We start from the raw sequence: 23,042 nt of genomic DNA, 5'->3' as shown, positions 1-23,042 counted from the left end.
TAAAAAACTACCGAATTTTTTTTAATTTTCCACGATTTAGTTTTATAATCTTTGATGGAGTATTTTCAAAAAAAACCTCATCAAGCACCACATTGGCTACACTTCTAGCCCAAATTTCATCAAATTTTTGTCCATGTTTGTTAGCAGAAGATGAGTAAAAATAGCCATTTTCTTCTAAAAATTTCGCATGTTTACACTCTTTTACTATGCGAATGGCTTTTGTATTTGGATAAATAAAAGTCGTTTTTTTCGCACGACGCACTAAATTTTTAAACCCACTTGGGACTCTTGCTAAATTCTTTAACTCGCTAAATTTCGCAGAAGTGATTAGACAAGGCTGTTCTTTAGCTCTGCCCTTTAAAGCATTAAGTTCTTTTAAATCTTTACTCAAAAATCCCGCTGTAGTATCGGTTTGTGCTAGATAAATCAAGCCTTTAAATACTCCTGCAAGCTTTTCACTTCTAGATAACTTTTGCTTTGTATTGCTTTGATTGATTTTGCTCCCGCAAAGGCTGAGCGTAAATTTGTAAAATAAGGGATTTTAAAACGGATAATATTTTCACGGATTTTTTTCGTATCCCCCGCAAAACTATGACTATCACTTGTATTAATCACTAGCTGAATTTCCCCATTTTTTAATCTATCTTCAACATTTGGACGCCCTTCTGAAATTTTATGCACAAGCTCACACTCAAAACCATTTTCTAAAATTTCTTTGTAAGTTCCGCTTGTGGCCATAAGTTTAAAACCCAGCTTTGAATACTCGCTTGCTAACTTTTTAGCATATTTTTTATCTTTTTCTTTTAAAGAAATAAAAACCACGCCATTTTCTGGCAAATGATTAAAAGATGAAACTTGACTTTTTGCAAAAGAATTAGCAAAATCTTTGCTTATCCCCATTACTTCGCCAGTTGAACGCATTTCAGGCCCTAGCTCTAAATCACTTCCGCTAAGCTTTGCAAAAGGAAATACCGCTTCTTTAACGCTAATATATTTTGAAGATTTAGGACGCAAAATTTTGCCATCAAAATTCACCACACCAAAAGCATCGTAAAATTTCAAAGCTTCTTTTAAATTTCCTTGCCACATCACACGCGTTGCAACTTTTGCTAAAGGTACTCCCGTAGCTTTACTTACAAAAGGCACGGTGCGACTTGCTCTAGGATTAACCTCTATCATATAAAGTTCGTTTTCATAAATGGCAAATTGTATATTTAAAAGTCCTACAACGCCTAAATTTAAAGCAATATCTGCGGTTTTTTGCACAATTTGCTCTTGCATTTTTTCATCGATATTACAAGGCGGCAATGAACATGCACTATCGCCTGAGTGAATCCCAGCTTCTTCAATATGCTCCATAATCCCAGCCACATAAACATCTTTTCCATCACTTATAGCATCAACATCAATTTCAGTTGCATTATCTAAATACTGATCGATTAAAACAGGACTTTTATCACTTACATCAACCGCTTCTTGCATATAAAGTCTAAGCTCAACCTCATCGCTTACAACACGCATTGCACGCCCACCCAAAACATAGCTTGGTCTTACAAGCACAGGATAGCCAATTTCACTAGCTTTTAAAACGGCTTCTTCTACGCTTGTAGCGGTAGAATTTTTAGGTTGATTAATACCAAGTCTTGTGATAAATTCAGCAAATTTCTTTCTATCTTCTGCCATATCAATCACTCTAGCACTTGTGCCTATAATCTTAGCACCAAAAGCACTAAGACGTTTAGCAAATTTAAGCGGTGTTTGTCCGCCAAAATGCACTATAAGTCCATCAGGCTTTTCGCGTTCAATCACCCCACGCAAATGCTCAAAATCAATAGGTTCAAAATACAGAATATCACTCGTATCATAATCGGTTGAAACGGTTTCAGGATTACAATTATACATAATGGTTTTTATACCCATATCTTTTAATGCAAAAGAAGCATGCACACAAGCATAGTCAAATTCAATTCCCTGTCCTATACGGTTTGGTCCACCACCTATAATCATCACTTTTTTCTCTTTTTTATCTCTTGCTTCATTTTTGCTTTGAGTAAGTTCACTAACATTTATGCTTGAGTAAAGATAAGGGGTTAAAGCTTCAAATTCACCCGCACAAGTATCAACTTCGCTGTATTCTGGGATAATTTTTTGCTTCATTCTTGCATAATAAATATCGTTTTGACTTAATTCTAAATTGTCCTTTAAATTTACAAGCAAAGCGATCATTTTATCTGAATATCCCATAGTTTTTGCTTTCCTTAAAAGAGTTTTATTATTTAAAATATCCATATCAATTTGTTCTTCAAAATCTACAATTTCCTTAATTTGCGTTAAAAACCAAGTATCAATTTTACAAAGCTCATGCAATTCATCAACGCTAAAACCTTCTCTAAAAGCTTGTGCGATATATAATAAACGCTTTTCATTGGCATTGCGAATTTTAAAGATAAGATCGTTTTTATCTTCAAATTTCACTCTATCAAAACCGCTTAAATTTCTCTCTAAAGAACAAAGTGCTTTTTGTATGCTTTCTTTAAAAGTACGACCAATCGCCATCACTTCGCCCACGCTTTTCATCGCTGTGCCTAAAGTGGTGTTTGCATTTGGGAATTTCTCAAAAGTAAATCTTGGAATTTTCGTAACAATATAATCAATCACTGGCTCAAAACTAGCAGGAGTTGCCGTAATATCGTTTTTAATCTCATCTAAGCTAAAACCTACTGCCAAAAGCGTAGCGACTTTAGCTATAGGATAGCCCGTTGCCTTAGAAGCTAGAGCACTTGATCTTGAAACTCTTGGATTCATTTCTATAACTATCATTCTACCATTGCTAGGATTTATAGCAAATTGCACATTACTTCCACCAGTATCAACGCCAATTTCACGCAAAATAGCAAAAGAAGCATTACGCATGACTTGATACTCTTTATCTGTTAAAGTAAGCGCGGGCGCAACTGTGATACTATCTCCTGTATGCACGCCCATAGGATCAAGATTTTCTATACTACACACGATGATACAATTATCATTTTTATCGCGTATGACTTCCATTTCATATTCTTTCCACCCTAACAAACTCTCTTCAATGAGAATTTCGTGTATTGGAGAAAGGGCTAAGGCTGTATTTGCTAGTTCTTTAAACTCGTCCATATTATAAACCACGCCACTTCCAGCACCACCTAAGGTATAAGAAGCTCGGATCATCAAAGGAAAACCGATCTCTTGCGTAGCTTTTAAAGCTTCGTCATAATCATACGCATACATGGATTTTGGCAAATCCATACCGATTTTTTTCATACACTCTTTAAAGACTTGGCGATCTTCACCTTTTTTAATTGCTTCTGGATTGGCTCCTAAAAATTTCACATCACCCAAAAGTCCGCTTTCATAGACTTCCATAGCCACATTTAAAGCCACTTGTCCGCCCATAGTCGGTAAAATAGCATCGATTTTTTCTTTTTTGATGATACTTAAAATACTTTCTTTTGTTATTGGCTCTATGTAAGTTGCATCAGCAAATTCAGGATCCGTCATAATGGTCGCTGGGTTTGAGTTTATAAGTACAACACGATAACCTAATTCTTTCAAAGTCTTAGCCGCCTGAGTGCCAGAGTAATCAAATTCACAAGCTTGACCTATCACAATAGGCCCACTTCCTATAAGTAAAATATTTTTTATATCAGTTCTTTTTGGCATGAGTATTCCTAGCTAAATTTAATTTACAAAACTTGAAATTATAACAAAAAAAGGCTTCTATTAAGCAAAGCGAAACAAACTTTTTAAAAAGTTTTATCTAATTTTTCGTAAAAACTTAAACTCGTCGCGCCAAATTTCTTTAGCTTAACTCGGGTAAAATTACAAAGATTTTGTGGAGTTGTTATATAAGAATGATGCTCGATAATAAATTGAACAAGGTGCGTTGTGTTTAAATTTTCAATTAAAGCATAAACTCTTTCATAAATATCACAAAAACCCTCACGGATACTAAAAGGCGGATCAAAGTAAAGCACAAATTCTTGCTCGATTTTTTCAACAAATGTGGGTAAAATTTTAAAAGTATCTCCATGCAAAATAATTAAATTTTCATCAATTATCTTAGCATTTTGCGCAGCGATCTCATAAGCTTTTTTATCAAATTCTATAGCATAAGCTTTTAAAGCATTATTACTCAAAGCTTCTGCTGCCATCAAAGCGCTGCCACCAAAAGCTTCAATGAAAATTTTATCCCTTAAATTTGTTCTTAAAACATTAAAAACACAAGCTTTGACAATACTTTTTGTACTTCTAGTAGTTTCAAGGCTAGGTAAGCGAAGTTTTTTGCCTTTAAATTTACCACTCTCTATGAACGAAAAAAGTTTTAGATCTTTTGTGTTTTTTTGATTTTTTTGAGATTTTTTTTTCTCTTCTTTTTTATCAAATTTAGCCAAAAAATCTTTTACGCTTTTAAAATCATTACTCATCTTGCAAAGCTTTTAAAAGTTTGTCGCGGAATTTAAGGGCAATTTTTCCAACTTCTTCTACGCATTCTTGATACATTTGTTTGCTTAATTCATCAATTTTTTTTTCTAAAACCTTCTTTTTTTTCTCATAAATTTTATCAGCTGTGTAACAAAACCCACTGTAAAACTGCTCTAAAGTTGCAATGAGCTCTTTTTTGCTGAAAGGACTTTGGAGCAAAGAAGAGTCACTATTAACGATAAATTGCGGTATAGAAGAATTTAACTTAGTATCTGTGATGATAAAGTCACAATCCTTTTTCATCACCAAATATTCTTTTAAAAATAATTGCAAGGTTCTTTCCGTCAATACATCTTTACACTCTATGCAAATTTTCATACCAAACTCACTTTTAGACAATGCTCTTTTAAGCTTGGATTTTGAATACCTTGTATAAGACCTAAAAATTCCATACGATTTAAAATATAAAAATCCTCAAAATTCCTTCCGCTGACTTGCATTAATTTTTTTGCACAAGTATCAAACATATAAAAATCTTTCACTTTATCGACAACCAAAAAATCACATCCGCTATCATAAGCATCCAAAACAATATTTGCAGCCATTTTATAAGCTAGTTCGCTATCTAAATTTAAAAGCTCATAGCCACTATTTTTGTCTGCATTTTCAAAATCAATAAATTTAGCCAAAAGCTGAGTTTTTAAGCCTTCACAAGGCTTAAAACCATAGCATCCTATATTAAAATTTTCAAAATAATGCTTTATGTTTTCAAATTCTTTTTTTTGACAATTATTTTCTTTGTGTTTTATTTTCTTATCAGGATTTAATAATTTTTCATCAAACATATTTAGTTTTAAAATTTCTTCTTGAAGACTTAAAATAGCACTTTCAAGCTGAATATCATCGCCTTTGATATGATAAAAAATTCCTTTTTCTGTATCAGAAATAATTTTTAAAAATTTCATTTTCTTATCTGGATATTTTTCTATCATTTCAAACACAAAATAAAACAAAGCATCACCCATATATTCAGGATGAAAGGCCAAAATCTCACTCGTATAATAAAAATACTCCAAATTCTCATACAAACGCTTATCTTCAGAACTTACCAAAGAAGCTACATGATCGAATTTAGCCAAAAAATCGCTTTTGTCAAAAATAAAATCCTTTTTGGCTCTTTTGGTGCTTAAAGGCTCTAAAACAAGTTCTAAGCCAAATTTTTGGACAATATATTTTAAAGAAGCACAAAGTTGCATTGGAGTTTTGTTAACAAAAATATAAGCATTTTGATTTTTCTCAAAATCAAAATAAATATCGTCCTCTTGCACCCCTAAAAATAGATCATAAAGTGTATTAAATTTTTCATAATCATCATAAACATAAGGCTTATAATAACTCTCATAATCCTTGCTTTGATCAAATCTAAAAAGGCGTAATTGTAAGCTTTTCATAAGAAATCCTAAGTGAATTTTTCTTTCAATTATATAAAATTTTTTTAAACTATAAAAGTAAGATTTAAAAGGAAATTTTATAAAATTTTTCCCATGAATAAAGAAGATTTTGTAATTAAAGCCTTTTTAAATGAAAAAAATGGTGATGATGGTGCGATTATCGATAATTGGTGTTTTAGCAAAGATTTATTTTGTGAAAATGTGCATTTTAAAAGAAAATGGTTAAATTTAGAACAAATTGCTACAAAGGCTATGCTTGTTAATATTTCAGATGCCATTGTGATGAATGCGAGACCAAAATACGCACTTTTAGGACTTGCTTTGCCTAAAAATTTAAGTTTTGATGAAATCAAAGCTTTACAGAAAGGCTTTTTAAAAACTGCTAAAAAATTTGACATAAAAATCATAGGTGGTGATACAATAAGTAACGATAAAATAGATATTAGCATCACCATCATTTCTAAAATAGAAAAAAATGCGGTTTTTAGAAAAGGCTTAAAAAAAGGACATTTGCTAGCTTACACGGGAGAATTAGGGCAAAGTTTAAAAGGACTTGAAATTTTGCAAAATGGCGGGATTTTAAGTTCAAATCATCGTTTTATAAAGCCAAAATTAAGAGCGGAATTTTTTTATGAACTTGCGCCTTTTATAAGTTGCGCTATGGATATTTCAGATGGTCTAAGTAAAGATTTATCAAGGCTTTTAGCACAAAATAAATGCGGTATTTTGTGGTTTAAAAAGCTTGATAATTACATACTTTATAGCGGTGAAGAATATGAAATTTTATTTGGTTTTGATGAAAAAAATCGCAAAATTATAGAACAAATTGCCAAAAAGCATCGTGTAAAATTAAATATTTTTGGTAAAGCAGTGAAAGGAAAATATGAATTTAGCGGAAGAGAACACCATTTTTAAACCCTTATACACTTTAAAACACAGTCCTATTAATGCGTATTTTAGCAAAAATAGCGATGATTTTGTGGTACGCGAAAGGTCTTTGTATGAATTTAGCGGCAAAGGCGAGCACTTAATTTTACACATTAACAAAAAAGATTTAAGTACGAGTGAAGCTTTACGAATTTTAAGCCAAATATGTGGGGTTAAGATGCGTGATTTTGGTTATGCGGGGCTTAAAGACAAGCAAGGAAGTACTTTTCAGTATATCTCTATGCCTAAGAAATTTGAAAATGAACTTACAAATTTTTCGCATCCTAAGCTTAAAATTTTAGAAACTTTTACTCATGAAAATAAGCTAAGAATCGGGCATTTAAAAGGAAATTCTTTTTTCATCCGCTTAAAAAAAGTTTTACCAAGTGATGCCTTAAAACTCGAACAAGCTTTGATGAATTTAGACAAGCAAGGCTTTGCGAATTATTTTGGCTATCAGCGTTTTGGAAAATTTGGGGACAATTACAAAGAAGGGCTTGAAATTTTGCGTGGCAAGAAAATGAAAAATGTCAAGATGAAAGAATTTTTAATTTCAGCTTTTCAAAGCGAGCTTTTTAACAGATATTTAAGTAAAAGAGTGGAATTATCACATTTTGCAAAAGATTTTAGCGTGGCAGAACTCATTCAAATTTATAAAATCAGTAAAGAAGAAGCAAAGCAAATTAAAAATCAAAAGCAATTTTTTAAGCTTTTAAAAGGTGAAGTTTTGGGACACTATCCTTTTGGAAAATGCTTTTTGTGCGAAGATTTAGAAAGTGAGGTATTGCGTTTTAATCAAAGAGATATCAGTGCCATGGGACTTTTAATCGGAAATAAAGCTTATGAAACGACTCAAGGTTTAGCTTTAAATTTAGAAAATGAAATCTTTAAAGATGCTTTAGAATTTAAATCTAAAATGCAAGGTTCTAGGCGTTTTATGTGGGGATATTTAGAAGAACTTAAATGGCGATATGATAAAGAAAAAGCCCATTTTTGTATGGAATTTTTCCTACAAAAAGGCTCATATGCTACGATTATTTTAGAGGAGATTTTGCATCAAGTTTAAAAAATTTCACGCATACAACAATCCATCTTTAAAGCAAGTGACTAAATTCTATAATAAAAAATTTCAAAGAATTTTTGCTATTATAAAATTCAAATTTTACGCTATAATAAACCTATTTTAAATAAAGGAAAAACTATGCCAATATTTATGATCTTTTCCACGCTTTTAGCAGTTGTAGCCGTGGCTTATTATGTGCTTAAAAAATACAATCCTATTTTTGTATTTTTATTTTCAGGGCTTATTTTGCTTATTTTTGCTTTTTATGTTTTAAATGTGCCTATACCAAAGGCTCCTAGTAGAGAGTATACAAGCATTTTAAGTGTATTGTTAGATAGTTATGCTTTTATAGTGGCTACTTTTAAAGAGCAGCTTAGTGGTACAGGGCTTATCATTATGAGTGTGGCAGGTTTTGCAGCTTATATGAAACACATTAACGCTTCAGCAAAACTTGCATTTTTGGCTAATAAACCACTAGGAAAAATTAAAAATAAATATTTGATTTTAAGCGGAACTTTTGTTGTGGGTATGGCTTTAAAAATCGTTATTTCAAGTTATACAGGACTTTTGCTTTTGCTTTTGGCTTGTATATATCCTGTTTTAATTTCTTTAAAAATTCGTCCTATCACAGCTGTTTGTGTGCTTTCGCTCATCGCGCTTGATTATGGGCCAAAAGATGCAAATTCTATAACTATGGCAAATATGGTAGGACAAAGTGATAATGTCGTGGGGCTTTTTTTAAATTATCAATTTTATAGTGTGATTTTTTATGTAGTAGCTATTGCAATTTTAATTCCTTTTTATTTTGCTTGGATAGATAAAAAAGACAAAGAAAAAGGTGTTTTAAATGATGAGGTAGATATCCCAGAAATTATTGATCCAAAATGCCCTACGATTTATATTTTCTTTCCATGGCTTCCTGTTGTATTTTTATTTGTAACTTATTTTTTAGGCATAAAACTTGATGTTGTAAGTGCGAATTTTATCAGCATTACTATAGTTTTTATCATTGAATTTATAAGACATAAAGATGCTAAAAAACTTGGTGAAGATGTGGTTGTGATTTTAAAGGGCATGGCTGAAATTTTCGTAAGCGTGGTAAGCATATTAATCGCCGCAAGTGTTTTTGCTAAAGGCATAGAATCACTAGGTGGTATCGGTGTTTTAGTAGAAGCAATGAAAAATTTCGGAAATGATAGTTCTTTTGCATGGGTGGCAGTGCTTGCTTGCATTGTGATTTTAAGCTTTTTGGTGTATTTTGCAAGTGTGATTATGGGTAGTGGAATAGCTGCTTTTAATGCTTTTGGTAAATTAGCACCTGATATTGCTACAAAGCTTGGAGTTGCACCTATAAGCTTTGTTTTACCTATAGAAATTGCTTCTTGTTTAGGGCGCGCTGCAAGTCCGATTTCGGGTGGAATTTTAGCTTTGGCAGGTTTTGCAAAAGTAAATCCTATGGATATCATAAAACGCACCATGCCACTTTTGCTTATCGCTATGGTAATTAATATCGCAGTGGCTTTTTACTTCGCACAAACAAGTTCTACAAGTTTAGAACAAAATGCTACAAATTCACAAGCTAGCTTAGCATTTAACGGCTAAGCATATTTTTCAATATAAGCTTACCTACCTCAACACCTGGTTGATCGTAGGTATTAATACCAAGCATTACCCCGCAAGCTGAAGTGAAAAGCTCGTAATAATACATCAAATACCCCGCATGCCACGCATCAAGATTTTCAAGCTCGATTAAATCCACGCTTAAATTTTCAGCAATTAAAGCGTGTATAGTCGCATCGCATTGAGCATTTAAAAGATCGTGTAAATTTACTTTATTTGTAAAATCACAAGATTTTAACGGTTCAAAACTGATATCTGGGATGATAGGGGACTTTTGGCTATCTAAAATTTTGATGAAAGTAACTGTTTTATCCTTAGGTCCATCCATGATAAGCTGTAAAAAACTGTGCTGATCTCTAGCGCCAATTAATGCAACAGGAGTTAAGCCCACTCTTTTATAACCCTTCTTTTTGCCTAAAGACTCAGCAATTAATTGCACATACCATTCATTAAAACCCTTAAAAGCATCACTATAGCTAAATAAAACATTAATATGCGCACTTTTATGAGTGCAATAATGATAAGCTTTTTGCAAAATCTCATCTTTTTTATGTTCAAAAAAATCTATATAGCAAGCTTTTGCACCTTCTAAAAGTGCCCTTGTATTATAACCACAAAGCGTTAAAGGAATGATGCCTATGGCTGATAGCACACTAAATCTTCCGCCTACATTTGAAGGGATAAAAAAGGTTTTTACGCCCAAATTTCTGCCAAGCTCATCAAGTTTTGAAAGCTCATCGGTGATAAAAACAAAAGATTGTTTTAAATCTTCATTTTTGAAATCAAAATAATGCACGATAAGCTTAAAAAGCGAAACCACTTCTATCGTAGTGCCTGATTTACTTGCTATGATAAATAAACTCTCTTTAGGATTGATTTTACCAAGCACATTGCTTAGGCTGTGGGCTGAGGTATTATCGATGATAAAAAGCTCTACATCGTTTTCTTTCTCATCAAATAGCATCTCTTTTAAAGCCTTTACCCCACAACTTGATCCGCCCATGCCTACCAAAATAATATTTTTTATATGGCTTAATTTTTTTGCAAATTCTTTACATTCATCAATCAAATTTAAGCTTGTATCCACAAGATGATAATAGCCAATCTCCCCACTTTGCACCTCATCATTAATGCGACTTGCATAAGCGCTAATGGCTTGCAAATTTTGGGATTTAAAAAATAAAGAATTTTTTAACATTTGCTTTTTCCATAAAAATAATTTGTCGCTTCCACAAAACCCTCTACGCTTCCACAATCAAATCTTTTACCTTGAAATTTATACGCTAAAACCATGCCTTCCGTTGCTTGAGAAAGTAAGGCATCAGTAAGTTGAATTTCTCCATTTTTACCCGCTTTAGTATGTTCTAAAATGCCGTAAATATCAGGGGTTAAAATGTATCTTCCTATGATAGCAAGATTACTTGGTGCATCTTCTGGATTTGGCTTTTCAACCATAGAATTTACCATGATTAAATTATCTTCTACAAAATTTCCAGCAATTACCCCATAACTTGAAATTTGTTCCTTAGGAACTTCCATTACTGCAACGATGGTACAGCGGTATTTTTCGTAAATTTTTACCATTTGAGCCATGACATTTACACCTTCTTCATTCACGCACAAGTCATCGGCTAAAATAACACCAAAAGCCTCATCACCAGTTAAAACCTTAGCCTTCAAAACCGCATCACCAAGCCCTTTCATCTCGTTTTGTCGGGTAAAAGTAAATTTGCAACGATTGATAAGAGTTCTAATCTCACTTAAAAGGTATTCTTTTTTAGAACCTGAAATTTGATGCTCTAATTCATAAGAAATATCAAAATAATCTTCTAAAGCCCTTTTTCCCCGTCCTGTAATAAAACCCATAGTTTCCATACCTGCTTCTAAAGCCTCATCTACTCCATAGTGGATTAAAGGTTTTGTGAGTATAGGTAGCATTTCTTTTGGTAAAGTTTTTGTCGCAGGTAAAAATCTTGTCCCATAGCCCGCTGCTGGGAAAATACAAGTTTGAAGCATTCATTTGTCCTTAATTTAAATATTTGATTGCATTTTTATTAAAACTAAGGCAAATTATATCATCAATTTTTAAATTTTTCTTCAAATACTCCCCTTTATCTAAGGCAAATTCCAGGATTTTCTCATTTGCCAAAACCCTTATAAAAACATTATTTTTTTTATTTCTTATGGCTATAATTTTTGCTTTATTTATAACAAATGACTGCTTGTTATTTAGATGAATTTCATAAGGATTAATCGCTATTTTACCTTCATCAAAAGGATAAAAATTTAAAATATCGCCAAAATCAATTTGAGAATTTTCAAGAGCAAAAACATTAGTATTTTCAAATTCTAAGATATTTCCGCTATGCAAATAAAATTTAAAATCCGCCAAAGTGTCTAAAAAAATTTTATCATGACTTGCGATTAAAAAGCCACTTTTATGCTCTTTTTTCATCTTTATTATCGCATTTTTAAGCAAAACAATACTTTCTTTATCCAAAAACGCACTCGGTTCATCTAAGAGATAAAATTTTGCCCTTAAAGCAAAATCAAGTGCTAAAGAAATTTTTTGAATTTGTCCTGATGAGAGTTCATTTTTGTTTTTCTTGAGTAAATTTTTTTCAAGTTTAAAATACTCCAAAGCCTCTTCTATGCGTTCTTTTGTATTTTTGATTTTATATGTTTTTAAAGCAAAAATGAAATTTTCTTTCACACTGCGATTTAGCAAAATTGGCTGGGCTAAGTGTAAACGAATTTGTCTCTTTTCTTCTAAATTTAAGTTTTTTTTACCCCAATAACTAATATCAAATTTTCCTTCTAAAAAGGATAAAATACGCAAAAATGTGCTTTTCCCACTTCCATTTTCACCCATTAAGATACTGATTTTATCGCTTGCAATTTCTAGTTTTTCAATACTAAGAATTTTCTTGTCATTATAGGCAAATTGCAAATTGTTAATTTCTATCATTTTGGGGCTTTCTTTAAAGTATGTATAAGAAAATTCAAACAAAAAGCTATCATAATTAAAACAAGCCCCAAGGCAATACCTGTTGCAAATTCGCCTTTATTTGTTTCAAGCGAAATGGCCGTTGTGATCGTGCGTGTATGATACTTGATATTTCCACCTATTATCATCGCAACTCCCACTTCAGCAACAATCCTACCATAAGCTAGAGCAATTACACTGACAAGCTCAAATCTTAGCTCATAAATGATGGTCAAAATAAAACGCAGTTTGCTTAGATGAAAAGATTTGATAAGTAAAAGATGCGTTTTATCCATATTTTCAATCAAAGACGAAAAAAGAGCGATGATGATAGGTAAAGCTAAAACAAATTGTCCTAAAATCAAAGCTTTAATTGTAAAAAGCAAATGAAAATCCCCAAAAATTCCACGACTTGAAATCAAAACATATAAAATAAGTCCCACCGCAACCGTAGGAAAAGAAAGGCTTGTATCAACCAAAAGCTTTAAAAAGCGTTTTGATCTGAATTCAAAAAATCCCAAAATAAAACCCAAAGGAAAACCCACAAGCAAGGCTAAAACTATGGAAATGCTAGAACTTAAAACCGTTGTTTGTATAGCAGAATAAACGCTTTCATCGCCACCTATTATCAAATTTAACGCTTGTTTTAATGCTTCGATCAAATAAGTCAAATTTACCCCTAAAATTTAATGCGTTATTCTAGCATATTATGTTAAAATAAAGGTTTAATTTTATTTTGAAAGGTCAATATGAAAAAATTTATCTCTCTAGCTCTTGCTTTAGCCCTAAGTGCAAGTGCAGCAGAACTTAAAATGGCAACTACTACAAGCACTGATAACACGGGGCTTTTAGATGCCTTAAAACCGCTTTATGAAAAAGAAAGTGGTAATACCTTAAAATGGGTTGCAGTAGGAACAGGTGCGGCTTTAAAAATGGGCGAAGATTGCAATGCTGATGTACTTTTTGTACATTCTCCAAAGGCTGAAAAAGAATTTATGGATAAAGGTTTTGGCGTGGATAGAACGCCTGTGATGTATAATGATTTTATCATCATCGCGGATAAATCTTTAGCACCTAAATTTAAAGGTAAAAATTTAAAAGAAAGCTTAGAACTTATCAAAAATGAAAAACTTACTTTTATCTCAAGAGGCGATAAATCAGGCACTGACAATAAAGAAAAAAGCCTTTGGAAAAACCTTGGCGGTGTACCTGAAAAAGAGAGCTGGTATCAACAAAGCGGACAGGGAATGTTAGCAAGTATTAAAATTGCTGAAGAAAAAAAAGGTGTGATTTTGACTGATCGTGGCACTTATATCAAATACGAAGCCAATGAAAAAGGCAATCCAAATTTAGTAGTTGTAAATGAGGGTGATGATAGTCTTAAAAATTTTTACTCCATAATCGCTACAAATCCAAAACATTGTAAAAATGTAAATTACACAGAAGCTAGCAAATTTATCAAATGGGCAACAAGCGATAAAACTTTAAATTTCATAAGTGAATTTAAACTTCTTGATAAACCTTTATTTATTGTTGATGCAAAAACGAGAAAAGATTAAAGATTTTTTCTAAGCAAAGAGCTAATTTCTAAGCTTTTTGCTTTATTTTGAAGCAAAATTTCTTCTAAAATTTCTAAATTCTTTGGCGAAAGAAATTCAAGAAGTTCTAAAAGATTACTATAGTTTTGATTGGAAGTTTTATTTCTATAAAGTTTATGGATAATTTTAAAATTTTCTTCTTTTTTATCACTAAAAAGTTCTTGCTCAAAAACCCCTAAAGCATCGGCAATAAAAGGTATCATATCTGCTTTTATGTCTATATTTCCATTTAAATACGCATAGATACTTGAAAGCGTGGGAATTTCGCCTGTTTTATTTGCTCTCATTCCTAAATTTATCAAGCGATTGGCTAGTTCTTTTTTGCTGATATTTTTTTCCTTTAAAATTTCATTGATTCTATCGACAACTTTCATTTTTCTACTTTTAATTTATAGTTTATCTGTAATTCTAAGTTAGTTTATTATTGTAAAAGTATAATTTAAGTATCGATTATCTATAATTTTATCGTTTTTCAATAAAAATTAGGAGTCAAATTTGGCAAAACTATCTATCATCATCCCTTTTGGCACAAGCAAAGAACGACCTTATATCAAAGAAAGAGTGATAAACAAAGCAAATGAATATAAAAGTGATGATTTAGTGGAATATATTTTCGTAGAAGGCTTTTCATCACTAGAGCACCCAGAGCTTAAAAATTTGATTGAAAGCAAAGGGCATCGTTATTTTAAAGATGAAACTCAAATCTCAAATTTTTCGCAAGGACAATGCAGAAATTTAGGCATTATTAATGCAAAAAGCGATGTGGTGATGTCTTTGGATGTTGATTGTGCGATAAGCGAAAAAAATTTAGAAAATATTTTAGAGTTAATAAATATAAAAGAAATAGATAAAAATCCTAATGCTTTTTTGGTTTTACCCTGTGTGTATTTAAATGAATTTGCCACTGAATTTTTAAAAGCACATAAGCCTTCTTTATGGGATAATATCATTAAACACGATATGCTTTTTGAACGCAAACTCATCAAATTTCTTACTCCTGCCTCAAGCACCATTGTAATGAATCGTTTTAAATTCTTAGAACTTGGTGGCAACGATAAGGATTTCGTAGGACATGGCTATGAAGATTTTGATTTAATGATGCGAATTTTAAAAAATTGCGCCCAGTTTGAAGCAATGCCTGCTAATTTAGAATTTGACTATAGAAACTGGAGTTTTAATGATTATAAAGGCTTTAGAGCGTTATTTGCAGTAGCAGGAAATGAAGCTTGTGTGCATGGAATTTATCTTTATCATCTTTGGCATATTGAACCCAATCAAAATGGATATTTAGATAATAGAGAACTTAATCATCAAAAATTTTATCAAAAACTTAAAAATCATAAGAGTATTTTTGATAATCCTGATACTTTAATGGAAAATGAAGCCAAAAATCGCAATGCATTAATATTTTTTCAGCAAAATTCAAATTTATATTACAGCTTGCGAGCAATTATGCCTTATTTTGAAAAAATGATTTCAGCTAAGGAATATTATTTTTTTAATGAAAAAGATGAGTTTGACTCTAAAAGTTTTTTAAAATTTTATCATCAAAATAATATCACGCACATCATTTTCCCTAATTCTCACGCCGATGAAAAAAGACTTGAAATTTTTAAATTTGCAAGAGAGAAAAATTTACCTTTTATTGTCTATGATAGAGGTGCTTTGCCTGATTCTTGGTTTTTTGATGATAAGGGCTTTAACTACGATTCTAGCTCTTATGATGAAAAAAATTGGAACAAAGCTTTAAATGAAGAACAAATTGCTAAAACGCTTGCCTACATAGAAGAAGTTTTAAAGGGAGACAAATTTTTAGAAGAGCAAGGAGCAAGTAAAGGAAGCGATGAGCTAAGGCGAAAATTAGGTTTAAGACATAAAAAGATTTTCTTTGTGCCTTTGCAAGTTAAAGGCGATTCTGTGCTTAAAAATTTTACCTACGAACCCTTTTTGTATGAAAATTTTTTAGATATTTTAAATGAACTTGCGACAAAATTATTTTTAGAAAATATTGTTTTTGTGGTAAAAAAACATCCTTTAAGTCTTAGCGTGGATAAAAAAGCTTATAATAATTTAGTTTTTGCCCCAGATAACACAAATTTAAATGATCTTTTAGAGCTTTGCGATGCGGTTTTGACTTTAAATTCTGGCGTTGGGGTTTATGCGATTTTGGCTAAAAAACCTTGTATAGTTTGTGCAAATGCCTTTTATCAATTTGAAAATCTTAACTTGCAAGCAAAAAATGAAAAAGAACTTTTAGAACATATTTTAAGCATATCGCAAGGGAAATTTAATTTTGATGAAGAAAAAGCCTTGAGATTTATACATTATTTAAGATATGAATTTTACAGCTTTGGGAAAAGTTATTACAAAAAAAGTGAAGAAAATGGGCGTATTTATACTAGGGTTTTTAGGATAGAATTTTATTCTTTAGTGCTTTTTGGTAGGAAATTGCTTGATTTTAATAGTGTAAAAAAGCAAAATTATAAGCTAAATTCTCTTGTTTATAAGCCTTATATTTATGAAATTAAAGAGAAAAAATTAAAAGGAAGTTTAAAAGATAATACTTTAATCCTTGTTGCACAATCTAAATTTTCGCATTTTAGATTTTACAGACTTTTTAGAAAATTCATCACTAGCCCAAAAGATTTCATAATGGATAGCAAAAAACCTTTTATGAAGCCTATAAAATTAATTTTAAGGAAAACTTTATGAAATACAAATTCGGAATTTTACTTGCTGCTACTAAAGATAGTGCTTTTACCATAGGAACTTTGCTTATAAATATCAAAGATAAAATGGATATTTCACAAACGATATTTTATATTATCAACGATGGTTTTAGCCAAAATGATAAATTAGTTATGCAAAAACTTGTGCCAAATATTAAATTTATGGATTTTACGATAGATGATTTTGAAGCAAAAATCAAAAATTTCAATGCCGATTTTAAACTAGATATACAAAGCTCTACACTAAAACGCTACACACATATGGCTTTTGCAAGATTTGAAGCTTTGAATTTTTTAAAAGAATGCGAGTGCATTATTTATCTTGACTTTGATATGCTTTTGCTTAAAGGCATTAATGAGTTAAAGGAGGTTAAAAGTAAAGGTTATGAGATTGCTTGTTTTAAAGGCTCTGCTACGATGAGTATGGGGGGGGGCAAGCTCACTCCTGTAAAATTTAAAGACATTAAAAATTACTCAACAGGTATTATAGTTTTTAGTGATAATCTTAAAAATCCTTGCGAATTTTATGATTTTATTTATCAATTTATTGCTACAAATGAGAATTATTTTGATGAAGCAAAACTTAGTGATCAATTTTTGTTTTCTTTATATTTACTGGAAAAAGGCTTAAAAATTTATGAATTAGATGATAATTATTATGGCAATATTTCTTGGATAAAAAGTAAAGATGCTTCGATTTTACATGCTTGGGGACAAAATAATCGTTTTTGGAATAACAAACTTTGCGCCCTTGCTTGGCCTTCTTGGAATGTGTATTATCAAAAATGGTTAAATTTAGGTGGAAGTGCTTATGAGAAAGGTTTTGTAGAATTTTTAGAAGTTCCACAAAGTGGCGGAGAAGTGTTTCAGTATTTTGAAAAGATTGCCTTAGCTAAAAGAATTTCCCAAATCAAATTAGAAAAACAAGAGCTTATTATCGATATTGATTTTAGCAAAAAGATCAAATTTCATCTTGCTTTCGTTGAAAATCTTGTATTTTATGTGTATTCAAAATCAATTCTTACTTATATACTAGAATGCGAATTTCAAGGTAAAATCACGCAAAGCATTACGATAAAAAGACCTGAACTTGAAAGTGCTTTAAAAGAATTTATCACTAGTAATTTAAATAAATACCAAATTTAAGCAAGGAATTCCTTGCTTAAAAACTCATTTTATCTTTTTTCATTTTAAATACAGCGACGATGAAAAAGATGATAAAAAGTATATCGGCATAAAACATAAAAGCTAAGATGTTTTCAGAATATAATTTAAAATCAAATTCAAAAAAATAAATGATATTAAAAATTTCAGGTAATGTGGATGCAATAAAAGATAAAGAGGCTATTTTAAAAAGATCAATATGAGTTATCTTGCTTAGTTTTAATAAAAATAAAACAACAAAAATGCATTTTATAGGAGCCATAATACCCCTAAGAATACTAAAATCATCACCGATAAATACAAAAAATGCAAGGAAAATAAATCCATAATTAAAACGAAAATAAAAACCGCATAAATAGAAAAAAGTCCTAACACAAAATACAAAGTTAAAATCCATTTTTTTGTATTCTTGCAAAATAAAATCGTAGCTATAAAACCCAAAATCAACGAAATAGTCATCACTAAAATCTGGATAGTAGAATACATATTAGAAAAACTTTCATCTTTAAAATAAAATTCCAAAAGAAAGCTTCCTAAATATAATATCAAAGTCAAAATTCCCGCACCCATAAAAAGCGTTTTTACAAGATTTAAATTACCTTTATAAGTTTGATATGATTTTAAAGTTTGAGGAATTTCGCTGGATAATTCTTGTAATTCCACCCAAGCTACAACATAAAAAATCATACCAATAATAAGTAACACTATGCCTATCATAATGGGTGTAAATAAAATTCCTATAAACAAACACCAAAAGGCATTGATAAAATACTTTTGCTTAGTCACCCTTGCTAATTCATAATAAAATTTTTAAGAGCTAAAAAAATGATACACATAAAAGTATAGAAATAAGTTAATAAAAGCAAAGCATTAGCTAAATTTTTTTCTGATCTAAAAAAATAATGATTTTCCATGAAATTAAGATTTAAAAAAAGCCCTATGGATGATACAATATTGACAAAAAAAGATAATAAAAATATTCACAAACAAATTTCTAGCACTAGAATATTTCTTAACTCCATAAATCGCAATCAAAAAACACCCTAAAGAAAGCAAATTTAAAAACGCAGTTATTTTCATAAGATCTTCAAAATCAAATTTAATAAAAGATAAATCAATACTCTTTAGTGTTATAGCGAATAAAGCTAAAATTCCTGCTATAAAAGCTATTCCTATGCTACTTAGAGCCGATATTTTTATATTTTATATATGTTTTTTGGTATTTTCTTGCATTTTTTCATTCCTCAAAATATTTTTTATAATACATTATTTCATCTTAATACTCGTTACAATCTGTAATAATTTTCATATATTTTTATTTAAACAAATATCATTTCTTCTCTAATAAAAAAAGATACAATAGAATAAAGATTTATCAAAAATAAGGCAAAATAATGTTCAAAGTAGATTTAAATAGTGATTTAGGAGAAAGTTTTGGTGCCTACAAAATGGGTATGGATGAAGAAATTTTAAAATTTGTAAGTTCTGCAAATGTAGCCTGTGGTTTTCATGCAGGCGATCCTTGCGTGATGGATAAAACTTTAAATTTAGCCAAGCAAAATAGTGTTTGTATAGGAGCACATCCGTCTTATCCCGATCTTTTGGGTTTTGGAAGACGAAATATGCAATTAAGCTTTGAAGAAGCTAAAAATTATGCTTTGTATCAACTAGGTGCTTTATTTGGTTTTGCTAAAGCAAAAGGTATGAAAATACAACATTTTAAAGCCCATGGAGCACTTTATAATATGGCTGCAATAGATGAAAATTTGGCTCTAGCACTTTGCGAAGCGGTGGCTAGCTTTGATGAAAGTATCATTTTCTTAGGACTTAGTAATTCTGCTATGGAAGAAGTTGCAAAGAAAAAAGGTCTAAAATACGCTAATGAAGTTTTTGCAGATCGCGCTTATAATGATGATGGAACTTTAGTTTCAAGAAAGCTTGAAGGTGCGGTAATCACAGATGAAGATTTAGCGATAAAACGCGTGATAAAAATGATAAAAGAAAGTAAAGTTACAAGCATAAATGGCAAAGAAATAGACTTAAAAGCAGATAGCATTTGTGTGCATGGAGATGGCATAAAAGCGTTAGAATTTGTTAAAAAAATCAAAGAGAATTTAGAAAAAGAACAAATTCAAATGAAAGCTTTAAGTGAATTTATAAATTGAAAATTTTAAAAAAAGGATGAAAATGGTAAATAAAACGGCACTTTTAGGCGCTGCTTTTTTGATGGCAACTTCTGCCATAGGCCCTGGATTTTTAACTCAAACTGCAACTTTTACAGGAAGTTTGCTTGCAAGTTTTGGTTTTGTGATACTTGTTTCTATTATTTTAGATATAGGAGCACAACTTAATGTTTGGCGTATTATAGGAATAAGTGGAAAAAGGGGAACTGAAGTTGCAAATATGGTTTTGCCAAATTTAGGTTATTTTGTTGCTTCTTTAGTGGCTCTAGGTGGTTTTTTCTTTAATATGGGAAATATAGCAGGAGCTGGACTTGGATTAAGTATAATTTTTAACATTAGTCCCCAAGATGCTGCGGTAATTAGTGCAATATTTGCTATCGGAATTTTTATCTCTAAAAAAGCTGGGGAATTGATGGATAAATTTATTGTTTTAGCGGGTTTTGTGATGATTATACTTACTGCTTATGTGGCTTTTGCTTCAAAACCTCCTATTAGCGAAGCACTTTTTAGAACATTCATGCCTGCACAAATTGATGTAATTTCTATAGTAACCTTGGTAGGTGGAACGGTTGGTGGATACATAGTGTTTTCAGGAGCACATAGACTCATAGATGCAAAACTTTGCGGTAAAGAAAATTTAAATCATATTAATAGAGCTGCAATTAGTGGAGTGGTTATTACAGGAATTATGCGCGTGATTTTATTTTTAGCGGTTTTAGGGGTCGTTAGTTCTGGTTTTGTATTAGATAAAGAAGACCCTGCTGGTTCTGTATTTTACCATGTTTTAGGTGATGTGGGCTTAAAAGTCTTTGGTATAGTATTATTTTTTGCTGCTATTTCATCGGTAATTGGAGCTGCTTACACTTCTGTATCCTTTATACGATCTTTTCACCCATTAATAGAAAAATACAATCGCTTTGTGGTTATCTTTTTTATTATTGTTTCAACTTTGGTTTTTTATACGCTTGGAAAATCCCCTACAAGCATACTAATCATCGTTGGTACAATCAATGGCTGGATTTTGCCCATTACTTTACTTGTAATGATTATTGCAGCACACAAAAAAAGCATAGTTGGAGATTATAAACATCCTAAATGGATGAGTATTTTTGGACTTTTAATAGTAATTCTAATGTCTTATTTATCTATCACTTCTATGATAAAGTTGGTATGAAATGTTTAGTGTGCATTTTAGCGGAAGCAAAGCGGTGCTTTTGCGTTTTAAACAAGAAATTTCACCAAAAATCAATGCTTTGGTTTTAAGCACAGAAGCTAGAATTCAAAAAAGTATAGATGCAAATGAAATTTATGGCATTAATGAGCTTGTAAGTGCTTACGCTAGTTTGCTCATTTATTTTAATCCTTGCATACTTTCTTTAAATACTTTGCTTAATTTTTTAGAAAGCATAAAAAAAGATATAAAAATATCCGATCAAAAAGCAAATCTTTGTATTGAAATTCCACTTTGTTATGATGAAGAATTTGGACTTGATTTAGAATTTGTATGCAAACACAATAATCTTTCAAAAGAAGAACTCATACATCTTCACACAAAGCCTTATTACCTTGTTTTTATGTTAGGTTTTATGGCGGGTTTTCCTTATCTTGGAGGACTTGATGAAAGACTTTTTACTCCAAGACTCTCAAGTCCTAGAACCAAAATCGAAGCAGGAAGTGTAGGCATTGCCGATAAACAAACCGGAGTTTATCCTATATCAAGTCCAGGTGGTTGGCAAATCATCGCTAGAACTCCTTTGGAATTTTTTAATAAAGATGATGAAGAAAATCCCACTCTTTTGCAAGCAGGGATGTTTTTAAAATTTAAAGCCATTTCAAAAGATGAATTTTACGATATTAAAGAACAAGTTGTAAAAAAAGTCTATCAAAAGGAAATTTATGAGTATAAAAATCATTGAAGCTTCTATAAATTCAACCATACAAGACTTTGGACGCAAAAATTACGCTAAATTTGGCATAGCAAGAAGTGGTGCAATGGATGAGCTTTCTTTAAGAACTGCTAATATTTTACTTGGAAATAAACAAGATGAAGCAGGACTTGAACTTTGCTTAAAAGGTGGAAAATATGAATTTTTAAATGAAAGCTATTTTGCATTAAGTGGAGCCGAATTTGACGCTAAACTTAACAATGAAAAAATTCAAACTTGCAAGATTTATAAAGCAAAAAAAGGAGATTTGTTAGAACTTGGTTTAGCAAAAATAGGTTTTCGCGGATATTTATGCGTAGCAGGTGGTTTTAAAATAAAAAGCTTTTTAAATTCAAAATCAAGTGATGTAAAAATGGGCGTAGGAATCTTTGATGGAAGAGCCTTACAAAAAGATGATGTCTTAGAACTAAATAATAATTTTATCCCTTTTAATTTAGAAAAAAGAGAATGCGAAAATCCTATTTTTAAATTTGACAAAGAGCCTATAATACGCGTGATTTTAGGCACAAATGATGATGCTTTTACACAAAATGGCTTAAATACCTTTTTAAATACCACTTATAAAATTGGTTTAAAAAGCGATAGAATGGCAATTTATGCAGAAGCTGATACCATTATAGAACATATCAACTCAGCAGATATCATTTCAGATCCTGCAGTTTTTGGGAGTATCCAAGTACCAAAAAGTGGCTTGCCTATCATTTTAATGGCAGGAAGACAAAGCACTGGAGGTTATACAAAAATAGCTTCTGTTATAGAAAATGATTTGCCCTTGCTTGCACAAGCAAAATTAGGTACGAGTTTTAAATTTCAAAGTATCAGTATGCAAGAGGCTACAAAACTTTATATACAAAGGGAAGAAAATTTTAAAAGTCTAGATAAAAAAATCAATCTTGACTTTGAAAATTTATTTTAAG

The 23,042-nt window shown here is 31.0% G+C and carries 22 protein-coding genes; 10 read left to right on the top strand and 12 right to left on the bottom strand.

The annotated features are described in order from the left end of the window. Nucleotides 1-7 precede the first annotated feature (7 nt). The 5 genes from ELQ16_RS01880 to ELQ16_RS01860 form a co-directional block, all read right to left on the bottom strand. Nucleotides 8-430 (bottom strand): Sua5 YciO YrdC YwlC family protein, encoded by a 423-nt coding sequence (locus tag ELQ16_RS01880; protein ID WP_134237875.1) that lies wholly within the window; start codon nt 428-430, stop codon nt 8-10. Next, nucleotides 427-3,696, bottom strand: coding sequence for a carbamoyl-phosphate synthase large subunit (carB, locus tag ELQ16_RS01875; protein ID WP_134237874.1), 3,270 nt, complete (start codon nt 3,694-3,696; stop codon nt 427-429). Before carB ends, ELQ16_RS01880 begins: the two co-directional genes overlap by 4 nt. An 83-nt stretch (nt 3,697-3,779) precedes the next feature. After that, nucleotides 3,780-4,460, bottom strand: coding sequence for an RsmD family RNA methyltransferase (locus ELQ16_RS01870; RefSeq protein ID WP_134237873.1), 681 nt, complete (start codon nt 4,458-4,460; stop codon nt 3,780-3,782). Further along, nucleotides 4,453-4,836, bottom strand: coding sequence for an ornithine carbamoyltransferase (locus tag ELQ16_RS01865; protein WP_134237872.1), 384 nt, complete (start codon nt 4,834-4,836; stop codon nt 4,453-4,455). Before ELQ16_RS01865 ends, ELQ16_RS01870 begins: the two co-directional genes overlap by 8 nt. Beyond that, nucleotides 4,833-5,909 (bottom strand): DUF5644 domain-containing protein, encoded by a 1,077-nt coding sequence (locus tag ELQ16_RS01860; RefSeq protein WP_134237871.1) that lies wholly within the window; start codon nt 5,907-5,909, stop codon nt 4,833-4,835. The genes ELQ16_RS01865 and ELQ16_RS01860 overlap by 4 nt, the downstream gene beginning before the upstream one ends. 93 nt (nt 5,910-6,002) lie before the next feature. Between ELQ16_RS01860 and ELQ16_RS01855 the strand changes: the two genes are divergently transcribed. From ELQ16_RS01855 to dcuC, 3 genes are all read left to right on the top strand, one after another. Then, the gene (locus ELQ16_RS01855) at nt 6,003-6,824 is read left to right on the top strand and encodes a thiamine-phosphate kinase (protein ID WP_134237870.1); all 822 of its coding nucleotides are present in this window, start codon (nt 6,003-6,005) and stop codon (nt 6,822-6,824) included. After that, nucleotides 6,793-7,902: a tRNA pseudouridine(13) synthase TruD gene (truD, locus tag ELQ16_RS01850; RefSeq protein WP_134237869.1), complete on the top strand. Its 1,110-nt coding sequence runs from the start codon at nt 6,793-6,795 to the stop codon at nt 7,900-7,902. The genes ELQ16_RS01855 and truD overlap by 32 nt, the downstream gene beginning before the upstream one ends. Nucleotides 7,903-8,037: 135 nt before the next feature. Beyond that, nucleotides 8,038-9,501, top strand: a complete 1,464-nt coding sequence (gene dcuC, locus ELQ16_RS01845) for a C4-dicarboxylate transporter DcuC (protein ID WP_134237868.1) — start codon at nt 8,038-8,040, stop codon at nt 9,499-9,501. Here dcuC and ELQ16_RS01840 read toward each other — a convergent pair. From ELQ16_RS01840 to tupB, 4 genes are read right to left on the bottom strand one after another with little or no spacing between them, the layout of a single operon-like run. After that, on the bottom strand, nt 9,491-10,717 hold the full coding sequence (locus ELQ16_RS01840; protein WP_134237867.1) for a glucose-6-phosphate isomerase: 1,227 nt from the start codon (nt 10,715-10,717) through the stop codon (nt 9,491-9,493). The two genes, dcuC and ELQ16_RS01840, sit on opposite strands and share 11 nt — an antisense overlap. Next, nucleotides 10,711-11,535, bottom strand: a complete 825-nt coding sequence (gene galU, locus ELQ16_RS01835) for a UTP--glucose-1-phosphate uridylyltransferase GalU (protein ID WP_134237866.1) — start codon at nt 11,533-11,535, stop codon at nt 10,711-10,713. Before galU ends, ELQ16_RS01840 begins: the two co-directional genes overlap by 7 nt. A gap of 10 nt (nt 11,536-11,545) precedes the next feature. Continuing rightward, on the bottom strand, nt 11,546-12,487 hold the full coding sequence (locus ELQ16_RS01830; protein WP_134237865.1) for an ATP-binding cassette domain-containing protein: 942 nt from the start codon (nt 12,485-12,487) through the stop codon (nt 11,546-11,548). After that, entirely contained in the window at nt 12,484-13,176 is a 693-nt protein-coding gene (gene tupB / locus ELQ16_RS01825; RefSeq protein WP_134237864.1) for a tungstate ABC transporter permease TupB, read from the bottom strand. Before tupB ends, ELQ16_RS01830 begins: the two co-directional genes overlap by 4 nt. A gap of 78 nt (nt 13,177-13,254) precedes the next feature. On the opposite strand from tupB, the gene tupA reads away from it, so the two are divergent. Further along, a complete protein-coding gene (tupA, locus tag ELQ16_RS01820) occupies nt 13,255-14,064 on the top strand; it encodes a tungstate ABC transporter substrate-binding protein TupA (protein ID WP_134237863.1) in 810 nt (269 codons plus the stop codon). Here tupA and ELQ16_RS01815 read toward each other — a convergent pair. After that, a complete protein-coding gene (locus tag ELQ16_RS01815; RefSeq protein WP_134237862.1) occupies nt 14,061-14,477 on the bottom strand; it encodes a helix-turn-helix transcriptional regulator in 417 nt (138 codons plus the stop codon). The genes tupA and ELQ16_RS01815 overlap by 4 nt on opposite strands. Nucleotides 14,478-14,598: 121 nt before the next feature. Between ELQ16_RS01815 and ELQ16_RS01810 the strand changes: the two genes are divergently transcribed. Together ELQ16_RS01810 and ELQ16_RS01805 are read left to right on the top strand one after the other, a co-directional pair. After that, a complete protein-coding gene (locus ELQ16_RS01810) occupies nt 14,599-16,815 on the top strand; it encodes a capsular biosynthesis protein (protein WP_134237861.1) in 2,217 nt (738 codons plus the stop codon). Then, the gene (locus tag ELQ16_RS01805) at nt 16,812-17,978 is read left to right on the top strand and encodes a glycosyltransferase (protein WP_134237860.1); all 1,167 of its coding nucleotides are present in this window, start codon (nt 16,812-16,814) and stop codon (nt 17,976-17,978) included. The genes ELQ16_RS01810 and ELQ16_RS01805 overlap by 4 nt, the downstream gene beginning before the upstream one ends. A gap of 16 nt (nt 17,979-17,994) precedes the next feature. Here the strand turns inward: ELQ16_RS01805 and ELQ16_RS01800 are convergent, their stop codons facing one another. Further along, nucleotides 17,995-18,258 (bottom strand): hypothetical protein, encoded by a 264-nt coding sequence (locus ELQ16_RS01800; protein WP_134237859.1) that lies wholly within the window; start codon nt 18,256-18,258, stop codon nt 17,995-17,997. Continuing rightward, the gene (locus tag ELQ16_RS01795; RefSeq protein WP_134237858.1) at nt 18,246-18,782 is read right to left on the bottom strand and encodes a hypothetical protein; all 537 of its coding nucleotides are present in this window, start codon (nt 18,780-18,782) and stop codon (nt 18,246-18,248) included. Before ELQ16_RS01795 ends, ELQ16_RS01800 begins: the two co-directional genes overlap by 13 nt. A 608-nt stretch (nt 18,783-19,390) precedes the next feature. Between ELQ16_RS01795 and ELQ16_RS01790 the strand changes: the two genes are divergently transcribed. Genes ELQ16_RS01790 through ELQ16_RS01775 form a run of 4 tightly spaced genes read left to right on the top strand, consistent with a single transcriptional unit; the run spans nt 19,391 to nt 23,041 of the window. Beyond that, nucleotides 19,391-20,161 carry a LamB/YcsF family protein gene (locus ELQ16_RS01790; protein ID WP_134237857.1) on the top strand — a complete coding sequence of 257 codons (771 nt, stop codon included), beginning with the start codon at nt 19,391-19,393 and terminating at the stop codon, nt 20,159-20,161. Nucleotides 20,162-20,183: 22 nt separating this feature from the next. Beyond that, a complete protein-coding gene (locus ELQ16_RS01785; protein WP_134237856.1) occupies nt 20,184-21,353 on the top strand; it encodes an NRAMP family divalent metal transporter in 1,170 nt (389 codons plus the stop codon). Between the two features lies 1 nt (nt 21,354). Next, the gene (pxpB, locus tag ELQ16_RS01780; protein WP_134237855.1) at nt 21,355-22,095 is read left to right on the top strand and encodes a 5-oxoprolinase subunit PxpB; all 741 of its coding nucleotides are present in this window, start codon (nt 21,355-21,357) and stop codon (nt 22,093-22,095) included. Further along, nucleotides 22,076-23,041, top strand: coding sequence for a biotin-dependent carboxyltransferase family protein (locus ELQ16_RS01775; protein WP_134237854.1), 966 nt, complete (start codon nt 22,076-22,078; stop codon nt 23,039-23,041). Before pxpB ends, ELQ16_RS01775 begins: the two co-directional genes overlap by 20 nt. Nucleotide 23,042: the final 1 nt, after the last annotated feature.

It is taken from the genome of Campylobacter sp. US33a, assembly GCF_004378855.1.
GTDB lineage: Bacteria > Campylobacterota > Campylobacteria > Campylobacterales > Campylobacteraceae > Campylobacter_D.
This window is presented reverse-complemented; position numbering and strand designations above follow the sequence as displayed.